Genomic DNA, 17,854 nt, shown 5'->3' on the forward strand with positions numbered 1-17,854 from the left:
CGCTACGACGAGCCGTCGATGTCCTCGTGCAAGTGGACGATCAGCCACGGGCCCCCGGGGCCGCTGCATTGCAGGATCGCTGTGTTGCGTGCTTGTACGGAGGGGGAGCTGTGGAAGTCGACCTGGAGCCAGTAGCGGGCCACCGCCAGGTCCTCGAAGATGTCGATCACCTGCGGGTCCTCGCGGTCGCAGCCCTCGAAGGCGAGCGGGCAGCGTGGGTGGAAGCGGCAGCCGCTCGGGGGTGCGGGCGGGGCCGGTACGTCGCCGGGGAGTTCGGCGGGGAGCCGGCCCGCGCCGTCGGGCTGCGGGATCGCGGCCAACAGCGCCCGCGTGTACGGGTGTCGGGGGCGCCCTGGCTGTCCGGGCCGAGCGCGTCGACCTGGTCGAGTTCGGCTCCGGCAGCCGGCCGGTGGAGGTCGGGCGCGGCGCGTCCGTGCTCCAGGCGCTGAAGCGGTTCCACGACCTCGGCGGTACGGACACGGCCGGGGCCGTCACCCGCCACTACCGGGAGCACGACCGGGTGGTCGTCGTCACCGACGAGCAGGCGCAAGGGACACCGCCCGGCCGCGAACCGCCCGGCCGCGACGCGCTCGGCGCCGTACCCGAGCACGTGCGGGGGGGGCGGCGGGGCGGCCCTGGGGTAGGGGGCGCGCTTGCGGGGGCGCGCGGGGTATTCGCGTCAGGTCCTCGGGCGCGGGGTATTCGCGTTCCGGTCCTCCGCGTGTGAGGAGCGGCGGGAGGAATGTGGCATTTAGTCTGATCTGATGCGACTCGCACCCTGGTGGGCCTTGCTCTCGTCCGGGTCCGCTCCCCTCCTGCTGGTCGGTGGGTGGGCGACCGCGGAGGTCTTGCAGGGACCCGGTTACAACCCCGTCACCCAGACGATCAGCATCCTGGCGGCCTACGGGGCACCCGGCTACTGGGTGATGAACGCCATGCTCGTCACCCTCGGCACGTGCTATCTGGCCACCGCGCGCGGACTCAAGGCCGCGCGGCTGCCCGGACGGCTGGCGCTCGCGGGCGGCGGTGTGTCGGCGATCGCGCTGACGATCTTCCCCGCGCCGGTGCGCGGGGGCAACTTCCCCCACGGGACGGTGGTCACCATCGGGTTCGCCCTCATGGCGGCGTGGCCGGTGCTGGCCGCCCATCGCTCCAGGACCGGGCCGTGGGCGCTCCAGCTCCCGGCGTCGATCGCGGCGAGCGCGGTGATGGTTCTCGGGGCGGCGTGGTTCCTGGTCGAGTTGCAGAGCGGCGGAGCCGCCGGCGTCGCGGAACGCGTCCTGACCGCCGCCCAGGCTTTGTGGCCGCTGCTCGTGGTGACCTCTTGCCTGCACTACCCCGTGCACGAACGGCGCGAGAGCCGCGAAACGGCGTGATCCGGTGATGCGGTGATGCGCGGGGGCCGCGGGCCGCGGCCCACGACCTACGCCTGACCGGGGACGTCCGCCCCACCGGCCGGCCCACCGCCGGCCGCCGCCCCACCACCCCCCACCAACGGCAGCAGCAGATTCACCACCCGCAGGTCGGCCCCCGGGTGGTACGCCAGTGCCAGCGGGACCGTCGGTACGGGCGCGCTGAGGTGGCGCAGCCGTACGCCGGGAAGCCGCAGCGCGTGCGCGCGGCCCGCCGGGACCGCCGAGATGCCGTGCGCGGCGGCCACCGCGAGCAGAAGTTGCTCGTCGTCGGGCTCCTGCCGGACGATACGGGGGCCGTTCGGCCACACCTGACGGGTGATCAGGTCGTGCATGCCGGGGCCGTTCTCCCGGGGGAAGAGGATCACCGGCTCGTCGGCGATCTGCTCGCGGGTGATCCTGGTACGTAACCCGGCGAGCGGGTGCCCGGCCGGCAGCGCCAGCAGCAGTTCCTCCTCGGACAGCACGAGGTAGCGCAGCTCGGGGGCCTCGTCGATGGGCGGCCGGACGAAGGCGGCGTCCAGCCGGCCCGCGCGCAGTTCCGCCACGTTGTGGGCGGTCCAGCCGGTCTGGACGCTCAGCTCGATGTCCCCGTACCGGCTGCGGAACTCACTGACCAGCGCGTCGACCACCCCGCCCCGCGCCGAACGGGTGTACGCGAGCCGCAGCCGGCCGGCCCGCCCGTGCACCGCGGCCTGGATGCGCCGCTCGGCGGCCTCGGCCTGCCGCAGGAGGCGGCCCGCCTCCTCGGCGACCACCACGCCCACCGGCGTCAGGGAGCACCCCTTGGACTCCCGGAGCACCAGCCGGGCGCCGACCTGCCGTTCCAGCGCCTGGATCTGCTGGCTCAGGGCGGGCTGGGCGATGTGGAGCCGCCGGGCGGCCCGGGTGAAGTTCAACTCCTCTGCCAGTACGGCGAAATAACGCAGTCGTCGCAGGTCCATGAACCGATGGTAGGGGCCGCGCCCGGGCCCCCTCCAAGACGGATTTCCGGCGGGCCCATAAGCGGACCGTATCGCGATGGGCACCCCCCGTACCGCCGCCGATAGGCACCCCGTATCGCCGCCGCGCGAACGCGTCTTGGACAACGCCGGGCCGTACCTGGCGTCCTGGAAGAGCGCTCCGGCGCGCTTCTGCGCGCTCCGGAAACACCGACGGGGAGAGAGGAACGCACTGTGAAACCACAACCACCGAAATCCATGAAGGCGGACGTCGTCGTGGTCGGGGGCGGGATCATCGGGCTCACCACGGCGATACGGCTGCTCGAACTCGGCGCGAGCGTCCTGGTGGTGACCGACGAGGCACTGCCCGCCAGGACGTCGTCCGTGGCGGCCGCGGTGTGGTACCCGACGGGTGTACGGCCCGGCCACGACCTCACCGTACGGGCGGCGGACACCTACGCCGAACTCGCCCGCCAGGCCGCCGACGGCGTCCCCGGGGTCACGCTCGGCCCCTGCCGGACGTACACCGCGGCCCCTGACACCGCGGCCCCTGACACCGCGCGCCCGTGGTGGGCGTCGGCCGTCCCCGGCCTGCGCCGCCTCCGTACGGACGAGGCGAACGGCCCCTGGACGGACGGCTGGTCCTTCGACGCGCCGACGGTCGACATGCCGGTCTACCTCGACTGGCTGGTGACCCGCTTCCTGGCGGCGGGCGGCCTCCTGCACCACCGCCGGATCAACCACCTCTCCGAGGCGGCCGTTTGGGCCCCGCTCATAGTCAACGCGGCGGGCCTGGCGGCGGGTTCGCTCTGCGGCGACCCCACGATGACTCCGGTACGGGGTCAACTCGTCCTGGTGTCGAACCCGGGACTGCGCACCTCGCTGCGCGTGCAGGACCACCCGGAGGGCTTCACGTATGTACACCCGCGCCGTACGGACGTCGTGCTGGGCGGCACGTTCGAAGTGGACCGCTGGGATCTCTCGCCCGACCCCACGACGGCGTCGGCGATCCTGTCCCGCTGCACCGCCCTCGAACCCCGCCTGGCCGGCGCGCCCGTCCTGTCCCACCCGGTCGGCCTCCGCCCCCACCGCCCCGCGGGCGTACGCCTGGAACGCGACCCCCACCTGCTCCCCGCCACCCCCGTGATCCACAACTACGGCCACAGCGGCTCAGGAGTCACCCTCTCCTGGGGCTGCGCCACCGAAACGGCCCGCCTGGCGGCAACGACGTGACGGGAGGGGCGGACGGTCCCGGGCACACCACCCCCGAGCAGCGCCTCAGGTGGGAAACTCGCCCAGCCATCCCCGCTCAAGGAGGTGCTTGGGCAGGTACTCGGACTCGACCTCGATCCGGAAACCGCCGTCGTACGCGAGACAGGCAATGGCCAACGGACCGAGGGCGAAGCTGCCGTCGATGTCCTTCGCCCGGTCCTCGTTCAGGGTCCAGTACAACTTGTGCAGTTGCAGGGCCTCTTCCAGGGCCGGGCCGAAGCCCTCCTCGTCCTTGCGCACGAAGTGATAGAAGAGGTTGATCGGCGGATACATCAGCCCCTGCAACATGTCCTTCGGAGTGATCCGAGCGACCGAGGGATCCGACGCCTGGAGCGCGGCGGTGAGCTTCTCCACCAGCCCAGGCCGACGCTGCCAGTACGTCTGGAGTACGTCCACCCAGTGGTAGACGTACTCGTCGTACTTCCCCTCGGGCGAGCGCAGCCGCTCCAACGGGATGTCGCACAGCCGCGTCATCCGCCCCTGGTCACGGCAGACGACCGCCAACCAGAACGCGGTCAGCCAGTTCCCCGCGTCGGCGGACGGCATCGGGCCGGCGGCCGGGAGATCCCACAGCTTCCGGTCGATCCGGTATTCGACGGTTCCCTCGCTCACCGCCGTCACCTCGAACAGCGCCGACCCCAACTGCATCGCGTTGACCACGGCTTCCCACGTCTCCACCGCCGCCGCCCGCGGATCGATGACGCTTCGGGCACTCACCAGCAGGAGAGCCGTACTGAACGTGGAGTCGATCAGATACGTCGAGTGTTCAAGGCGGCTCATTTCCTTGGCCAGGTGCGCGCCCAGCCGCTCCGCGTAACTCTCGGCGTCGGGTCCCCCCGCCAGCCCATGCCGGGCCACAACTACGGTCACGGAAGAGTCCCCTTGCTGATGTCGAACCGTCGATATTGGTAGCCAGTGTACGTACCGGCGTTCTTCTCACCCTTGACGACGACGTATTCCAGGTTGCCCTCGTCGAGCGCCTTCTTCAGGTCGCCCACGAGCTCGAATTCGCCTCGCTTCTCCATGGCCTTGATGATGTCCATGAAGTATTCCTTGCTTCCCTGGGACACCTGCCCGGATCCCGGAAGATTGCGCCTGCCCAGCTCGGTCTCGACGCTGCTCTTGGCCTCAATGACGACGACCCGACCGTCCTCGTGCTTCCATACCTGATCGAACTGGTCGTTTCCGTTCTTCGGGCCGAGGAGAGTCTGTCGCTCGAAGTCCGGGTGGCGCTCGGCGATGTAGTGGTATTCCGCCGCCTTCTCGCCGAACGCCTCCGCCGCGTCTCCCATCGCCGTGTGGGATTCCTTGTACGCCCCCCTGGCCTCGCCCCAGAGCCCGGCGGACTCGGGCGTGCCCTGGGCCGCGTGGGCGCGGCCCGTCTCCGCCTTCAACTCCGCGACGATGTTGTCCCATTTGATGGCCAGGTGGCGTTCCTGCGCGGCCTCTTCCAGGATCCGGCGCCTGGAGGCGTCCGTGACGGTGTCCGCTCCCACCCTGACGTAGCTGGGGTCGAGGAAGTGGGGTTTGGGGGGCGCCGGAGCGTCCTTGGCACGCATCCACGGGACGTCGTCCGACAGCCGGGTCAGTTGCGGCGGGGTGTATCCGCTCTGGTCGTGGACCTCCAGGTTCTTGCGCGTGCCGTCCTTCCGGTAGTGGTCCTCGAAGTAGCCCGGCTCCTCGTTGGCGCGGTAGAGCTGGATGTCCTCGATCTGCTCGCGTGTGAGGGACCCGCGCGGTCCGTACGGGTTCTCGCCGTCGCGCATGAAGCTGGGACGCGGCACCGGCTCACGCCGCGGCGGAGTCGCGTCGTCCCCGGCGCGGGCGGCGTCGTCCCCGGCGCGGGCCGCGTCATCCCCGACGCGGGCGGCGTCGTCCAAACCACCACCGCCCGGCGGCCCGGAATGGGCCGAGCCGGGGAGGTCGTGGCCGACGGCGGGCCCCGTGGCCGGAGAGTCCGGGCGGGGGGTCGGTGGGGTGTGGTCGCTGCCGCGTGGGGTGTTGTCCGCCGGGTGGCCGGTGGGGGTGTTGTCCGACGGGCGGCCGCTCGGGGTGTTGTCGAGGTTGTTCGTGGGCATGTGGTCGGGCGCCCGGCCCCCCGGGAGGTGGTTGCCCGCTGTGCCGAGGGGGGTTCCGTCGGGCTGCCGGACGGGGGCGTTGTCGCCCACTCGGACCGGGTCCGAGAGGTCCGCGCCCACCCGGATCACGTCGTCGCCCGTGCGGGAGGCCGCGCCCACCAGGGCCGGCTCCCTGACCGGGGTCTCCACCCGCGGGATGTCCGCCCGAGGGGCGTCCGTTCGCGGGGCGTCCGTTCGCGGGGCGTCCGTTCGCGGGGTGTCCGCCCCGGCCACCGGGGGCTTTTCGACCGGTGCGTCCTCGGCGCGTCGGAGGACGCTGCCGTCCTCCCGCAGGATGTTGCCCGAGCGGTCCAGGAATTGGGGCGGCCCCTCCACCGGCAGGCGGACCGTGCCCGGAGGGAGGGTGGTGGTGCCCTCCGGGAGGCGGACCGTGCCGTCCGGGAGTTTCGCCGCGCCCTCCGGGAGCGCCGCGCCCTCCGGGAGGTGGATCGTGCCGTCGGGGAGTTTCACGGCGCCCTCGGGCAGGGCGATCGTGCCCTCCGGGAAGGCCGGGAGGCTGACGTTGCCCAGGCCCTTCAGGCCCGCCATCACGTCACCGATCTTCGACAGGCCGGCGCCCGCGCCCTTGAAGACGTACGTCATCGGGTCGATCGCCCGGCTCGCCTTGCCCGCCACGGACAGCACCTTCGCCGCCGCGCCCGCCTTGCCCGCGCCCGCCGCCGCACCGCCCGTACCGCCGGTGAACACCGTCGTCACCACGTTGAACGTGACCGCGCCGGCCGCCCGGGACGGGTTCTCGCTCCACTGGTCCCAGGCCAGCAGCGCCTTGCCCGTCTCCTTCATCGCCGTACGCGAATCACGCAGCCAGGACGGCAGTTTGTCCTCCGGCATCGCCCAATAGGCCGCGCCCACACCGGGGACGGCGGTGATGAGTACGCCGGTCGCCAGCTTGCCCAGGCCCGTCCACGCCTGGCCCGCCGCGTCCCAGCCGCTGAAACCCACCAGCGTGCCCAGGCCCTTGATCGTGCCCCACACGCCGTCGACGACGATGCCCTTGCCGAAGTCGTACGCGTGCTCCCACACCTGCCACCACGGCACCGACTCGGCCACCGCGTCGCCCCACGGCAGGCTCTTCGACTGCTTCAACGCCTCTGCGTCGTAGCCGTACATGCCCGGCTGGTTCGAGCCGTCGTTCACCTTCAGCGGCGTCCCGCAGAACAGCGCCACGATCTTCGCGTACGCCGCGCGCTCCACCTCCTGGAACGCCGTCCACACCTCGGCGACCTCGTTGCGCCGGTCGAGGTTCTCCTCGATGAGGTCGCCGTCCTCGCGCCACTCGTCGTCGTCCGCGACCTTCGCGCGGAAGGCCGTCGCCTCCGCCCGCAGCGCGTCCAGCTTGTCCTTCAACGGCCGCGCGTCGTTCGCGTACGTCCCCAGCGCACCCGCGATGACACACAGGTCGGAACTGAGCGACAGCCCGATGTCCGCGACCGGCTTTGTCACCGCGAACAACTGCTCGGCCTCGGGCGCCTGGTAGAACGCCCGCAGCCCGCCGAAGCTCGTGTGCACGTCACTCGTGGCGGTGGAGATCTTCGGGCCGGCGCCCGAGATCGCCTTCACCTTCTCGTCCAGCAGTTCCAGATTCCCGGTGAAGACCGGGATCTCCGCCGGGTCGACCGGCGCGTCCCCACTCATGCGTGCCCCCCACTCATGCGTGCACCCCGGTCGCGCGTGCACCCCCGGTCATGCGCCGCCCCGGTCATCTCCTGCGGCCCGATGGCCATCTCCCGCGGGCCCCTGGTCATTTGGGCCCCCCGGCCGCTTCCCTCAGCGCCTCCAGCTGAACCGCCTTCGCCGCGTCCTGGGCGTGCTTCGCGGCCTCCAGGTCACCCTCGATGTACTCGTTGGTGGCCGTCGCCGCCCCCAGGATGGACGCCTCGATCCGCTCGGCCATCGCCTTGAAGTCCGGCTGGCGGTTGCCGAGATACTCGCCCAGGGCCGCCGCCACCGGTCCCGTCGCCTTCGCCCGCAACGGCGCCTGGCCCACCGCGACCGGACCCTGCAACGGCGCACCGCTGTGCACCATCGAGCCCGGCACCGCCGTGCCCGCCGCCTGCGCGGCCTCCGCCATGTCCGCCACCAGCGCGGTCAGGGCCTTCTCCAACTCGCCCGCGTGCGTGCCCACGGTCTTCAACTGACCCTGCACACCCTGCGGTTTGATGTCCCACGACGCCATGACGCACGCTCCCCCGTGAACCGAACCGTCACCTCACCCCGGCGAAGGGGCTCAGCCGATGTTGTCGACCGCCGACTTCGCCCGCGACAGCGTCTGCTGCGCCGTCCCGTCGTTCTTCTCCAGCGTCGTCTTCAACAACTGGATGATGTTCTTGACCTCTTGGGACGCGCTGGTCCAGCGCAGTTCCTTGCCGTGGTACTCGTCCGCCACGCCGTCCGCCGCGAAGTCCGACATCGCCGCCTTCACCTGCGCGTCACGCGCCGCGATCACCGACTCCAACTGGCCGATCACCGACTGGAGGTTGCCCTGCGCCTCCGTGGACGCGCCCGTGTCGTACGAACGACGGTCACTGCCAGCAGCCATCACAATCACTCTCCCCGTGAGATGTGCTCAGTCCTGTGTGGTACGGGTGTACGTAGGCCCCTCAGCGGCCCGAGAAGCGCGCCGCGTCGAAGTTCGCCGCCGACATCTGCGACTGCGCGTTGTCGCCCTGCTCCTGGTCACCGGAGCCGAACGCCGTCTCCATCCCCGACTGACCGCCCAGGATCGCCGACAGCGCGCCGTTCAGCGCCGCCGTGATCTCGTCCGAGCGCGACTTGAACGAGTCGAACGCCACCTTGCCCGCGCCGTTGAACTTCCCCTCCAACGGCTCCGCCGCCTGCACCAACTGCCGGATCAGCACGCCCAGATCGGTACTCGAACCCTGCGACTGCGACATCAGCGTGGACAGGACCTGCGTCCCCATGTCGAACTTCATCGGACTCCCCCCGGTCGTTCCAAATGAATGTACGTCCCTCCATCCCTATCAACCCCGCCGTCACAAACGCAATGACTTATCGGCTGTCTGTGACCAACACATGACATGACACCGCTCACGCACCCTCGGCGCCGCCGGGCCCCTTCAAGTGCCGCATCAGGCGCTCGAATTGCGCCCATCCCGCCAGGTCGGAGGGGTCGCCCGGCAGCGGGTAGTACAGCGCGGGACGGGCCTTCGGGCCGAGGGGTACGGGCGGTTCGGGCAGCGGGGTGCGCCGGGCGCGGTCGCCGGGCATCGTACGGACCTCCTCCGCGCCGAGCACGAACGCCACCGGGACGCCCGGCCCCTCGAAGCGCGGCGGCACCCCCAGGTCCCGCCGTGCTTTGCGGAGTTGAACGAGCATCGACTGGAGGTGGTGGCGTGTGGCCAGCGTCTCCGCCGTACGGCGCAGCGCGTCCAGCGGCGGTTCCTCATCGGGGCCGTAGCCGAACGCCAGCCGGACGTCCTCCTCGACCCCCGCCTTCGTACGGCTGACGCGGACGGTCGCTAGACCGGGCCGCTCCGGGGTGCCGACCACCACGGCCCACGTCGGCTCGGGCGCCCGCGCGAAGGCCACCTCGGTCAAACGGGCGGGCGACCACGGGAGGTTGGCGGGCTCCGCGGTGCCCCAGCCCGCCGGCGGCCCGCCGGTCAGCTCCCGCCACACCGCCTCCAGCGCGCCGCCCAGGACCAGCCGGTCGTCCGCCGGACGCACGGCCCGGAAGGAGACGGCCAGTTGGCGCTCGCCGGTGTCCGCCACCTCCTTGAAGGCCGCGGCCACCGGCGTACGGGGGTCGTCCGGCGTCGCGTCCGCCGCCACGACCGTCGCGAACATCCCTTCCTGCCACCGCAGTACGGCGCCGGAGAGGCCGTCGTAGTAGCCGTCCCGCTCGTCCTGTACGACCCACCGCGACGGCCAGCCGCCCAGGCTGTCGCGGACGGCCGGGGAGAGGGTGGTCCCCGCCGGGGTGACGATCTGGAGCCCCAACTCGGCCTGGGCGGTGGCCCGGAAGGCGTCGGACAGCCACGCCGTCATGGCGACCACCGGACGATCCTGGATGACCACGGCCACCTTGTCGGTCAGGACGTCGACCGCCGGCTGCGCGGCGGCCGGCGCTGGCGCGACGCTCACCCCGTCGGTCTCCACCACGGCCAGCGAGCGCGCCGCCGCCCTCGGCCAGGCGGTGCCGCCGGCCAGCGAGGCCAGCCTCGCCGCGAAGGTCCCGGCGAGCCGCTCGGCCTCAGCCACCCCGGTGGTGGCGCGCGCCTCCGTCCACCAGAACGGGAGCGGCGGGGGTACGGCCCCGAGGAGCCGCTCGGCCTCGCCCGCGACCTGGACGAGCAGTGGCGCCTCGACGGAGACCAGCGGCCGGCCCCGCTCGTCGCAGAGCTGGACGACGGCGCCGTCGGCCTCCGTACCCACCAGCTTGTCGGGACCGCCGGACAGCAGGCCCGCGAGCACACTCAACGGGTCGGGCATGCGGGAGGTCAGGGCGATGACGTCCTTGGTCATGGGGTCGTCCGTCCTTCGCGTCGTCGGTGAGGTGTCGGTCGGTGAGGTGCCGGTCGGTGAGGTGCCGGGGGCCGGTGAGATGTCGGCCGGTGAGATGTCGGGTCAGAACGCCTGGGTCCCATGGGGTCAGCCGGCCGCCCCGTACACCGTCTGGATCAGCCGGTTCGCCTGCCCCCTGCGGATGAACACCCCGCGCCCGGCGGGCTGTTGCCGCGCGTACACCCCCGGGAACAGCTGACCCTCGCTGCGGTCCCCCGCCATCAGCACCGCCGACGCCCCCGACTCCCGCAAGCCCTGCACCAGCGGCTCGTACATCCCCCGCGACGCGCCCGCGACCCGGCGCGTCAGGACGAAGTGCAGCCCGATGTCGACCGCCGACGGGATGTACGGCAGGAACGGGGTGAGCGGCGACTGGCCCGCCGTGGTCAGCACGTCGTAGTCGTCCACGAGGACCACGATGCGCGGACCGCTGCCCCAGCTGCCCGGCTCCAGGTCCTCCGGCCGCGCGCCGTCGTCCGGCAGACGCTTGGCCAGTTCGCCGGCGATCCCGTGCGAAAGGCCCGTGCACATCTTGGTGTTGTACGCGTACCCGCCGTTGAACTCCTCCGGGATCGCGCCGCGCAGACTCCGCCGCGGATCCATCACCGCGAAGACCAAGTCGTCCTCGCCGTACCGCTCGATGAGCCCGGCGGCGACGGTCTTCAGCAGGTTCGTCTTGCCGCACTCGCTGTCCCCCAGCACCAGCAGGTGCTGGTCGTGGCCGAACAGGTCGAGCAGGACGGGCGCGAGCGCCGCCTGGTCCAGGCCGATCGGCACGCGGCGCGGTTCGGCGACGGGGCCCGGCAGGAGGTGCGGCTCCAGGACGTGCGGCAGGATCCGTACGGGCTGCGCGACGTCACCGCTCCACGTCGCCCGGACGGAACGGGCGGTGCGTTCCAGTACGGCGCCCAGGTCCGCGACGTCCACCACTCCGTCCGTCCGCGGCAGCGCGACCTGCGCGAACAGCTTGGCGTCCGTGAGGACCCGGCCCGGCTCGTCCGGCGACAGGGTCTCGGCGAGCTTGCGGTCGACGCTGGAATCGGTCGGGTCGTTGAGGCGCAGCTCGACGCGCGTGCCGAAGTTCGACTGCGTGGCGATACGGACGTCGTTCCAGCGCAGCATGCCCGCGACGACGTGGATGCCGTACCCGCCGCCGCGCTTGAGGATGTCGACCACGGCGTCGTCCAGCTCCTCGAAGTCGTCGCGCAGGGCGCCGAATCCGTCGATGACGAGCACGATCTCGGCGGAGGCGAGGCCCGGCAGCCGGCCCGCCGCGTGGAGGGTACGGAGTTGGTCGACGGAGTCGATGCCGTGCTCGCGGAAGAGGTCCTCGCGGGCGGCGAGCATGTTCCGTACCTCTTCGACGGTACGGGCCGCCCGCTCGCGGTCGGCGCGGCCCGCGATACCGCCGACGTGCGGCAGCCCGGACAGCGCCTGGAGGCCGCCGCCCACCAGGTCGAGGCCGTAGACGCCGACCTCCTGGGGGGTGTGGGTCAGCGCGAGGGCGAGGACGAGGGTGCGCAGCAGGGTCGTCTTGCCGGACTGGGGGCCGCCGATGACGGCGGCGTGGCCGCCCGCGACCGTGAGGTCCAGGTACCACTGCCCCTGCCACTGCCTGGTCGGGTCGTCCAGGAGACCGAGGGGGACGCGCAGCGGGCTCCGGCCGCGACCGCCTCTGCCCTTCCGGGAGTCCACCTCCCCCTGCTCGTACGCCAGTTGCATGCCGCGCGGCCCCACGTCCAGCGGCCCCGCCACCTGGTCCAGGGTGAGCGCGTCCGGCAGCGGCGGCAGCCAGATGCGGCGCACCGGGCCGGCCGCGTCGTTGAGCTGGCCGACGACGACGCCCAGCTCGGTCGGCCCCGTCTCGCGCCGCCGCGCCGACGGCTCCTGCCGGCCCGAACCCTCGCTCGACGCCAGGGTGTTGAACGCCTCGTACTCCAGCGCCAGCGGCCCCGTGTCCTCGTCCTCCACGCGCCGCACGGGCCCTCGGTAGGCGCCGGAGACGTAACTCGCCTTGAAGCGCTCGTAGTGGCTGGTGTCGACCTTGAGGTAGCCGAAGCCGGGCAGCGGCGGCAGGTGGAAGGCGTCCGTAGTGTCCAGGACCGTCCGGGACTCGTCGGCGGAGAAGGTGCGCAGGCCGAGACGGTACGAGAGGTACGTGTCCAGGCCCTTGAGCCGGCCGCCCTCGATGCGCTGGCTGGAGAGCAGCAGGTGCACCCCGATGGAGCGGCCGATACGGCCGATGGACAGGAACAGGTCGATGAAGTCGGGCTTGGCGGTGAGGAGTTCGCCGAACTCGTCGATGACGACGAACAGGTGCGGCAGCGGCTCCAGTTCGGGCCGCCGCTCGGCGCGCAGCGCCGCGTAGTCCCCGATGTCGGCGATGTTGCCCGCGTCCTTGAGCACCTGCTGGCGGCGCTTGACCTCGCCCGCGAGCGAGGCGTGGACGCGCTCGACCAGGCCGGCCTGGTTCTCCAGGTTGGTGATGACCCCGGCGACGTGCGGCAGTTCGGCGAACGGGGCGAAGGTCGCACCGCCCTTGTAGTCGACCAGGACCAGGGCCAGGTCCTCCGGCGGGTGCGTGGCGACGAGGGCGAGGACGAGCGTACGGAGGAGTTCGGACTTGCCGGAGCCGGTGGCGCCGACGCACAACCCGTGCGGTCCCATGCCCAGTTCGGAGGATTCCTTGAGGTCCAGGAGGACCGGCTCGTGGGAGTCGCTGACGCCGATCGGCACGCGCAGGAAGGCGCGTTCGCCGCGCGGCGCCCACAGGCGGCCGAGGTCGAGCCGTGCCACGTCGTCGATGCCGAGCAGGTCGGCGAAGTCGACGGGTCCGGCGAGGGGCGCGTCGACCAGCGACTCGGCGGAGAGCCGCAGCGGCGCCAGCATCCGGGCCAGGCCCTCGGCGAACGGGACGCTGACCTCGTCCACCGTGCCGTGGGCGCTGACCGGTTCCTCCGCGCGGAGATCCTCGATGACCACCTGGTCGCCGTCCACGGTGATCCGTACACCGACGTGACCCGGCTCCTGGATCCGCTGGTCGAGCAGGTGCAGGACGGTGACGCCCATCTCGCGCAGGCCCACCGCGTCGTCGGGCAGCGGCAGGTCGACGGCGTCCTCGCCGTGCCCGTCGGTGACGACGAGCAGCCGGGACGTCATCGACAGCGCGTCCTTGCCGGACAGGCCGCGGCGCACCTCGGCGGCGTAGGAGGCGCGGCGGCGCAGCTCGGGGCCCAGCTGGCGGGCGAGTTGGGGTGCGGAGGGGGCGATACGGCGGGCCGCGACGGGGCCGTCGAACTGCTCGGTGTCGAGCACGTGCGGCATCCACTTGGCCCACTCCCAGTCGGCGAGCCGGTCGCCGGGGGCGGCGAGCGCGATCGCCACGTCGTCGGGGGCGTGCAGGGCGGCGGCCTGGACGAGCAGGGCGCGGGCGACCCGCAGGCAGTCCTCGCGGGGGCCGATCACGCTCACGTTGCCGACGCGGTCGAGCGGTACGGTGAGCGGGAGTTCGGTGCCGGTGCGGAAGCGGGACATCAGCGACGACGCCTCGTTGAGCATGAAGCGGTCGGGCGGGGTGAGGACCGACGAACCCTGCTGGGCGACCTTCAGATCGCGTACGGGCATCTCGCCGGTCCCGACGCGCACGCGCAGGAAGTCGCCGTCGACCCTGCGCCGTTCCCACAGGCGGGCCGGGCCGCGCACGATGTCGTACAGCGCGTGCGGCGGCGGGTTGAGGACGTCGGCGCGCTCGCGCCGTTCGCGTTCCTCGGCGGAGAGTTCCTCGCGCAGGTCCTCCAAGTAGGCGAGATAAGCCTCGCGTTGGGTGCGGCGGGTGCGCTGGGCCTTGCCGCGCTGCGAGAAGAGGAGCGCGACGGTGCCGATCACCGTGACGACGAGGATGAGCGCGCCGAGCGCGGCGAACTGGCTGTTCCGTACGACCGTCATCATCACGACGGACGACATGACACCGGCGACGGGCAGCAGCGACATCGCGATGTTGCCCGCCTTGCCCTCGGGGAGGTTGGGCGGGGCTTCGATGACGCGCGCCTCGGAGGCGGCCGGGGGGCGGGTGGTCCTGGCGGGGCGGTGGATCAGTCGGGTGCTCATCGTGGTCAGTGGCGTTTCTGCGAGAGCTGGAAGACCTCCGCCGCGAGGCGGGTGACGGCTTCCCTGGTCGGGTGCGCCAGCAGGTCGGTACGGATCGGGCCGCCAGCCGCCAAGTGCCGGTCGTACGGCAGGACTTGGACGCTCGCCCCGGTGGACCGGAGCTTCTGCGCGGCCTCCCCGAGGTCGAGCCCGGCGTGCGGGACGAGTTCGGTGAGGACGACGACCGTGCCGGCGATCACCTGGCGGGGCAGGCCCCGCATCCACTGGAGCACCGCGTACGTACTGGTGATGCCCTCCAGCGTGGCGGGCGAGGCGAGGACGCGGGCCTGGGCGGCGGAGAGCGCGGCGCGCGCGACCTCGGCCGGCAGGGTCTCGCAGTCGACGACCGCGACACCGAAGTAGCGGCGCAGCGCGACCATCGTGCGCTCGTACGTGACGGTGTCCAGCATCGCCCCGATCTGGCCCTGGCTGCCGGGCAACAGCCACGCGTTGTCGGGGAGTTGGACGAGGTAGCCGGTGATGTCGAGCAGCGACATCTGCGGCTCCACGATCTGCGCGACGTCGCCGGTGGTCCAGCGCAGTGACGTGGCGCCGAGCCGCAGCGGGAGCGAGCCGAGCGCCGGATCGGCCTCGACCACGAGGACGGGGTCCTGGCGGTAGTGCGCGTACGTCGTGCCCAGCAGCGCGGCGACGGTCGACTTGCCCGCGCCGCCCCGGATGGAGGTGACGGCGATCTGCCGGCCGGTGGTCACGGGCTGCTGGAGTATCTCGGCGTCGCGGGTGGCGTCGGCGACCTCGCGGGCGACGGAGGAGGAGACGGCGCGGCGGGCGGCGCGTACGCCACGGGCGGCGAGGGACTCGCCGTGCCGCGGCTTGCGTACGGCGGCGGCGAGGCCGGGGTCCACGACGGGGCGGGAGTCGGGGGTGGGGCGGGAACGGGGACGGGGGGTGGGGATGGCGTTGGGGGCGGGGTTGGGGGTGGGCTGAGCCACGTGTGGTGCCGGGGTGGGTGCGGGCTGGGGTGGGGGGCTTTCGAGGGCTGGGGCCTGTAGGGGCGGGGCGGGGGGCGCCGGTGTTTCCGTGGCCTGTGGCTGCGACGCCTGTCCGTCGGGACGCGGGGCCTCTTGAGCCCCCTGCGTACGCTGCGAGGCCCCGCCCCGCAGGTCGCGCAGGACGTCCCCCTGCCAGTTGTCCCGGTCCGCCATGTCCGTACGCCCTCCCTTTCCGCTTCCGCCCCGACGCTGCTGCCGTACCGAACCGGCCGTATCGAATCCGCCGTACCGAACTGCCCGTACCGAACCCGCCGTACGGAACCCGCCGTACGGAACTGCCCGTGCTGGAACTCCCCGTACCGAATCCGTGTGCCGAATCCGCGTGCCGATCCGCGTGCCGTACTCAGAACTTGTCGAGCAACTGCCCGTACACCCCGAACACCCCGATCGCGAGCGGGAACAGCCCCACCACCCCGATGGACTCGACCAGATCGGCCACGCGCCGCAGCCGGACCCGCACATGCTCCGGCGGCTGCACCGCCAGGACGAGAAGCGGCAGCACCGCCGCCGCGCACAGCAGCGCGAGCGGCCCGGCGCCGCCGGCGTGTCCCATCCACAGCATCACGAGACGCACGACGAGGACCGCGGCGGCGGCCAGCAGCGCCACGACCTCCGCGACCAGCGGAAAGGCCCGCGCCCTGGACAGCAGCACCACGGCGACGAGGGACGGCAGCGTCACGGTCCACACGGTCGGTTCGTCGGCCAGGGTGAGCAGCCAGCCCGCGCCGGCCGCCGACACCGCCGTGGCCGTCGTCGCGAGGGCGAGGCCGCGGTGGGTGGCGGCGAGGGCGTTGCCCACCTGGTGACGGCTGACGGAGACGCCGCCCGAGCGGCGGTCGTCGAGCGCGGTGAGCCCCGACGCCATCAGGGCGAGGCGCGGCAGCAGGCCGAGCAGCACCACGGAGAAGACGGCCATGACAGCACCGAGCCGCGCCGGGTCGTCCTGGGCGGCGGCGACGGCCTCCCACACCACGGTGATCGCGGCCGTCGCGGCGGCGCCGATGAGGCCGCCGCGGCCCAACGGCGAGAAGAGGCCGAGGAGTACGAGCGTCAGGGTCAGCGCGCCCGCGACGGCGGCGAGGCGCGCGGTGCCCGGCCAGCCGTACGCGTCGGCGGCGGTCCACGCGGTGAGCACGCCGAGCGCGCCGGAGGCGAGCAGGAGCGCGGTGGCGAGCCCCCGGTTGCCCTCCCCGACCCGGGCGGCGAGCGCGCCGGCCACGAGGAGGACCAGCGTGACGGCCACCAGGACGCCGGCCAGGGCGTCGAGCGCGAACTCGCCCCGGGCGAGCAGCGCGGCGACCACGGCGAACGCGACGGTCGCCACCCCCGCGCTGGCCCGGCGCGCGGCGGGGCGCCAGCGCCACGCCTGGAGGTCGAGGTCGTCGGCCACCTGGTCGGTGACGTCGTGCACGACCGGGGCGGGCGGCGCGGAGTGGGCCCGTACGAGCCGCAGCACCGCGCCGTCGGCTATGCCGGCCGACGCGAGCGTGCTGTCGTGCGGCAGCGCGGAACCGTCGGACGTGATCAACTGCCGGGTCATCGGGCGCGACGCGGCCCGGTCGTCCAGCAACTGGAGGATGTCCGGCAGCAGTTGCCCGATGGGGGTGTCGGAGGGCAGGACGATGTCGGCCCGGCGCCGCTCACCGACCAGGGTCACCCGGCTCAGTTGCGCCCGCGAAGTTGCCGCTGTGGTCACCACGTGCCGGAACCTATCATCGGGTTGTCGGGCGCTTTGGGGATTTCGGGCGCGGTCGGTGGCGGCGCCGCGGGCTCGCGATTCTGTTCCGTCGCCTTCACTGAAAGCCCGTCCTGTCGCACGCAATTGACGGATGGGTCTCGCACATTCCGCGCCCTCCCCCTGTTTTCGGCTCGTCTCTGCGGTGTAGGTCTGCGGCGTGGCTCAACGGTGTGCCCGGATCGGCAGCCGGCCGTCCGTAGCGCTGCTCCTGTCGTACTGCTGCTCCTGGACCTGCCGTTGCTTCTCCTGCTCGGCCTTCTGCTTCGCCAGGGTGGCCTGGAGGAAGGACCAGCCGACGCACCCCGCACACAGGACGGCCGCGATGGCGATGCCCGCGAACACCTTCCCGAGCCGCTCGTCCGCCGTACGGCGGACGCGTTGGGCGCCGAAGAGCAGGGCGTCCCGCATCCTGCGCCGGCGTACCGCCACCGACTCCAGAAGCTGACTGTCGTAGTCCCGTGCCATGCCGCGCCCCCGCCGCCCCTGTCGTTCGCCGTTCGTTCGTCGCTCGTCGGTCGTCCGCTTGTCGCTTGTCGCTCGTCGCTCGTCGTGTCAGTGGGGCACCACCGAGAGTTGCCCCGAGGCGTCATTCTGTTCGAGATCCGCCGCTTTGACGAGCCCGTTCCCGCCCGTTGCCGCGGGCCGTTGTCAGACCCCCGTGCCACGATGA

At 72.4% G+C, this 17,854-nt stretch carries 15 protein-coding genes; 3 read left to right on the forward strand and 12 right to left on the reverse strand.

Going from position 1 to position 17,854, the window contains the following annotated elements:
- Positions 1-2: 2 nt before the first annotated feature.
- The gene (locus ACIODU_RS01730; RefSeq protein WP_401762725.1) at positions 3-320 is read right to left on the reverse strand and encodes an oligopeptide/dipeptide ABC transporter ATP-binding protein; all 318 of its coding nucleotides are present in this window, start codon (positions 318-320) and stop codon (positions 3-5) included.
- Positions 321-409: 89 nt separating this feature from the next.
- On the opposite strand from ACIODU_RS01730, the gene ACIODU_RS01735 reads away from it, so the two are divergent.
- Together ACIODU_RS01735 and ACIODU_RS01740 are read left to right on the forward strand one after the other, a co-directional pair.
- Positions 410-727 carry a hypothetical protein gene (locus tag ACIODU_RS01735; RefSeq protein ID WP_401762727.1) on the forward strand — a complete coding sequence of 106 codons (318 nt, stop codon included), beginning with the start codon at positions 410-412 and terminating at the stop codon, positions 725-727.
- Positions 728-764: 37 nt separating this feature from the next.
- The gene (locus ACIODU_RS01740; protein WP_356418440.1) at positions 765-1,376 is read left to right on the forward strand and encodes a DUF998 domain-containing protein; all 612 of its coding nucleotides are present in this window, start codon (positions 765-767) and stop codon (positions 1,374-1,376) included.
- Between the two features lie 47 nt (positions 1,377-1,423).
- Here ACIODU_RS01740 and ACIODU_RS01745 read toward each other — a convergent pair whose 3' ends face one another.
- Positions 1,424-2,356, reverse strand: coding sequence for a LysR family transcriptional regulator (locus tag ACIODU_RS01745; RefSeq protein ID WP_401762731.1), 933 nt, complete (start codon positions 2,354-2,356; stop codon positions 1,424-1,426).
- Positions 2,357-2,587: 231 nt separating this feature from the next.
- Between ACIODU_RS01745 and ACIODU_RS01750 the strand changes: the two genes are divergently transcribed.
- On the forward strand, positions 2,588-3,586 hold the full coding sequence (locus ACIODU_RS01750; protein ID WP_401762734.1) for an FAD-dependent oxidoreductase: 999 nt from the start codon (positions 2,588-2,590) through the stop codon (positions 3,584-3,586).
- 45 nt (positions 3,587-3,631) lie between these two features.
- On the opposite strand, the gene ACIODU_RS01755 is transcribed toward ACIODU_RS01750, so the two are convergent.
- The 10 genes from ACIODU_RS01755 to ACIODU_RS01800 form a co-directional block, all read right to left on the reverse strand.
- On the reverse strand, positions 3,632-4,495 hold the full coding sequence (locus ACIODU_RS01755) for an immunity 49 family protein (protein ID WP_401762735.1): 864 nt from the start codon (positions 4,493-4,495) through the stop codon (positions 3,632-3,634).
- On the reverse strand, positions 4,492-7,398 hold the full coding sequence (locus ACIODU_RS01760) for a hypothetical protein (protein WP_401762737.1): 2,907 nt from the start codon (positions 7,396-7,398) through the stop codon (positions 4,492-4,494). The genes ACIODU_RS01755 and ACIODU_RS01760 overlap by 4 nt, the downstream gene beginning before the upstream one ends.
- 106 nt (positions 7,399-7,504) lie before the next feature.
- Positions 7,505-7,939 (reverse strand): DUF6507 family protein, encoded by a 435-nt coding sequence (locus tag ACIODU_RS01765; RefSeq protein ID WP_356418426.1) that lies wholly within the window; start codon positions 7,937-7,939, stop codon positions 7,505-7,507.
- 51 nt (positions 7,940-7,990) lie between these two features.
- Positions 7,991-8,302 carry a pore-forming ESAT-6 family protein gene (locus ACIODU_RS01770; RefSeq protein WP_356418423.1) on the reverse strand — a complete coding sequence of 104 codons (312 nt, stop codon included), beginning with the start codon at positions 8,300-8,302 and terminating at the stop codon, positions 7,991-7,993.
- A 61-nt stretch (positions 8,303-8,363) separates the two neighbouring features.
- The gene (locus ACIODU_RS01775) at positions 8,364-8,696 is read right to left on the reverse strand and encodes a hypothetical protein (protein WP_356418420.1); all 333 of its coding nucleotides are present in this window, start codon (positions 8,694-8,696) and stop codon (positions 8,364-8,366) included.
- 115 nt (positions 8,697-8,811) lie between these two features.
- Positions 8,812-10,248 (reverse strand): DUF6177 family protein, encoded by a 1,437-nt coding sequence (locus ACIODU_RS01780; protein WP_401762741.1) that lies wholly within the window; start codon positions 10,246-10,248, stop codon positions 8,812-8,814.
- Between the two features lie 126 nt (positions 10,249-10,374).
- Positions 10,375-14,394, reverse strand: coding sequence for a type VII secretion protein EccCa (gene eccCa, locus ACIODU_RS01785; protein WP_401762744.1), 4,020 nt, complete (start codon positions 14,392-14,394; stop codon positions 10,375-10,377).
- Between the two features lie 5 nt (positions 14,395-14,399).
- Positions 14,400-15,599 carry a MinD/ParA family protein gene (locus ACIODU_RS01790; protein ID WP_401762747.1) on the reverse strand — a complete coding sequence of 400 codons (1,200 nt, stop codon included), beginning with the start codon at positions 15,597-15,599 and terminating at the stop codon, positions 14,400-14,402.
- A 190-nt stretch (positions 15,600-15,789) separates the two neighbouring features.
- A complete protein-coding gene (gene eccD, locus ACIODU_RS01795) occupies positions 15,790-17,145 on the reverse strand; it encodes a type VII secretion integral membrane protein EccD (protein ID WP_401762750.1) in 1,356 nt (451 codons plus the stop codon).
- A 201-nt stretch (positions 17,146-17,346) separates the two neighbouring features.
- On the reverse strand, positions 17,347-17,649 hold the full coding sequence (locus ACIODU_RS01800) for a hypothetical protein (RefSeq protein WP_401762753.1): 303 nt from the start codon (positions 17,647-17,649) through the stop codon (positions 17,347-17,349).
- Positions 17,650-17,854 lie beyond the last annotated feature (205 nt).

The sequence above is a fragment of the Streptomyces sp. NPDC088261 genome (assembly GCF_044740805.1).
Lineage (GTDB): Bacteria > Actinomycetota > Actinomycetes > Streptomycetales > Streptomycetaceae > Streptomyces.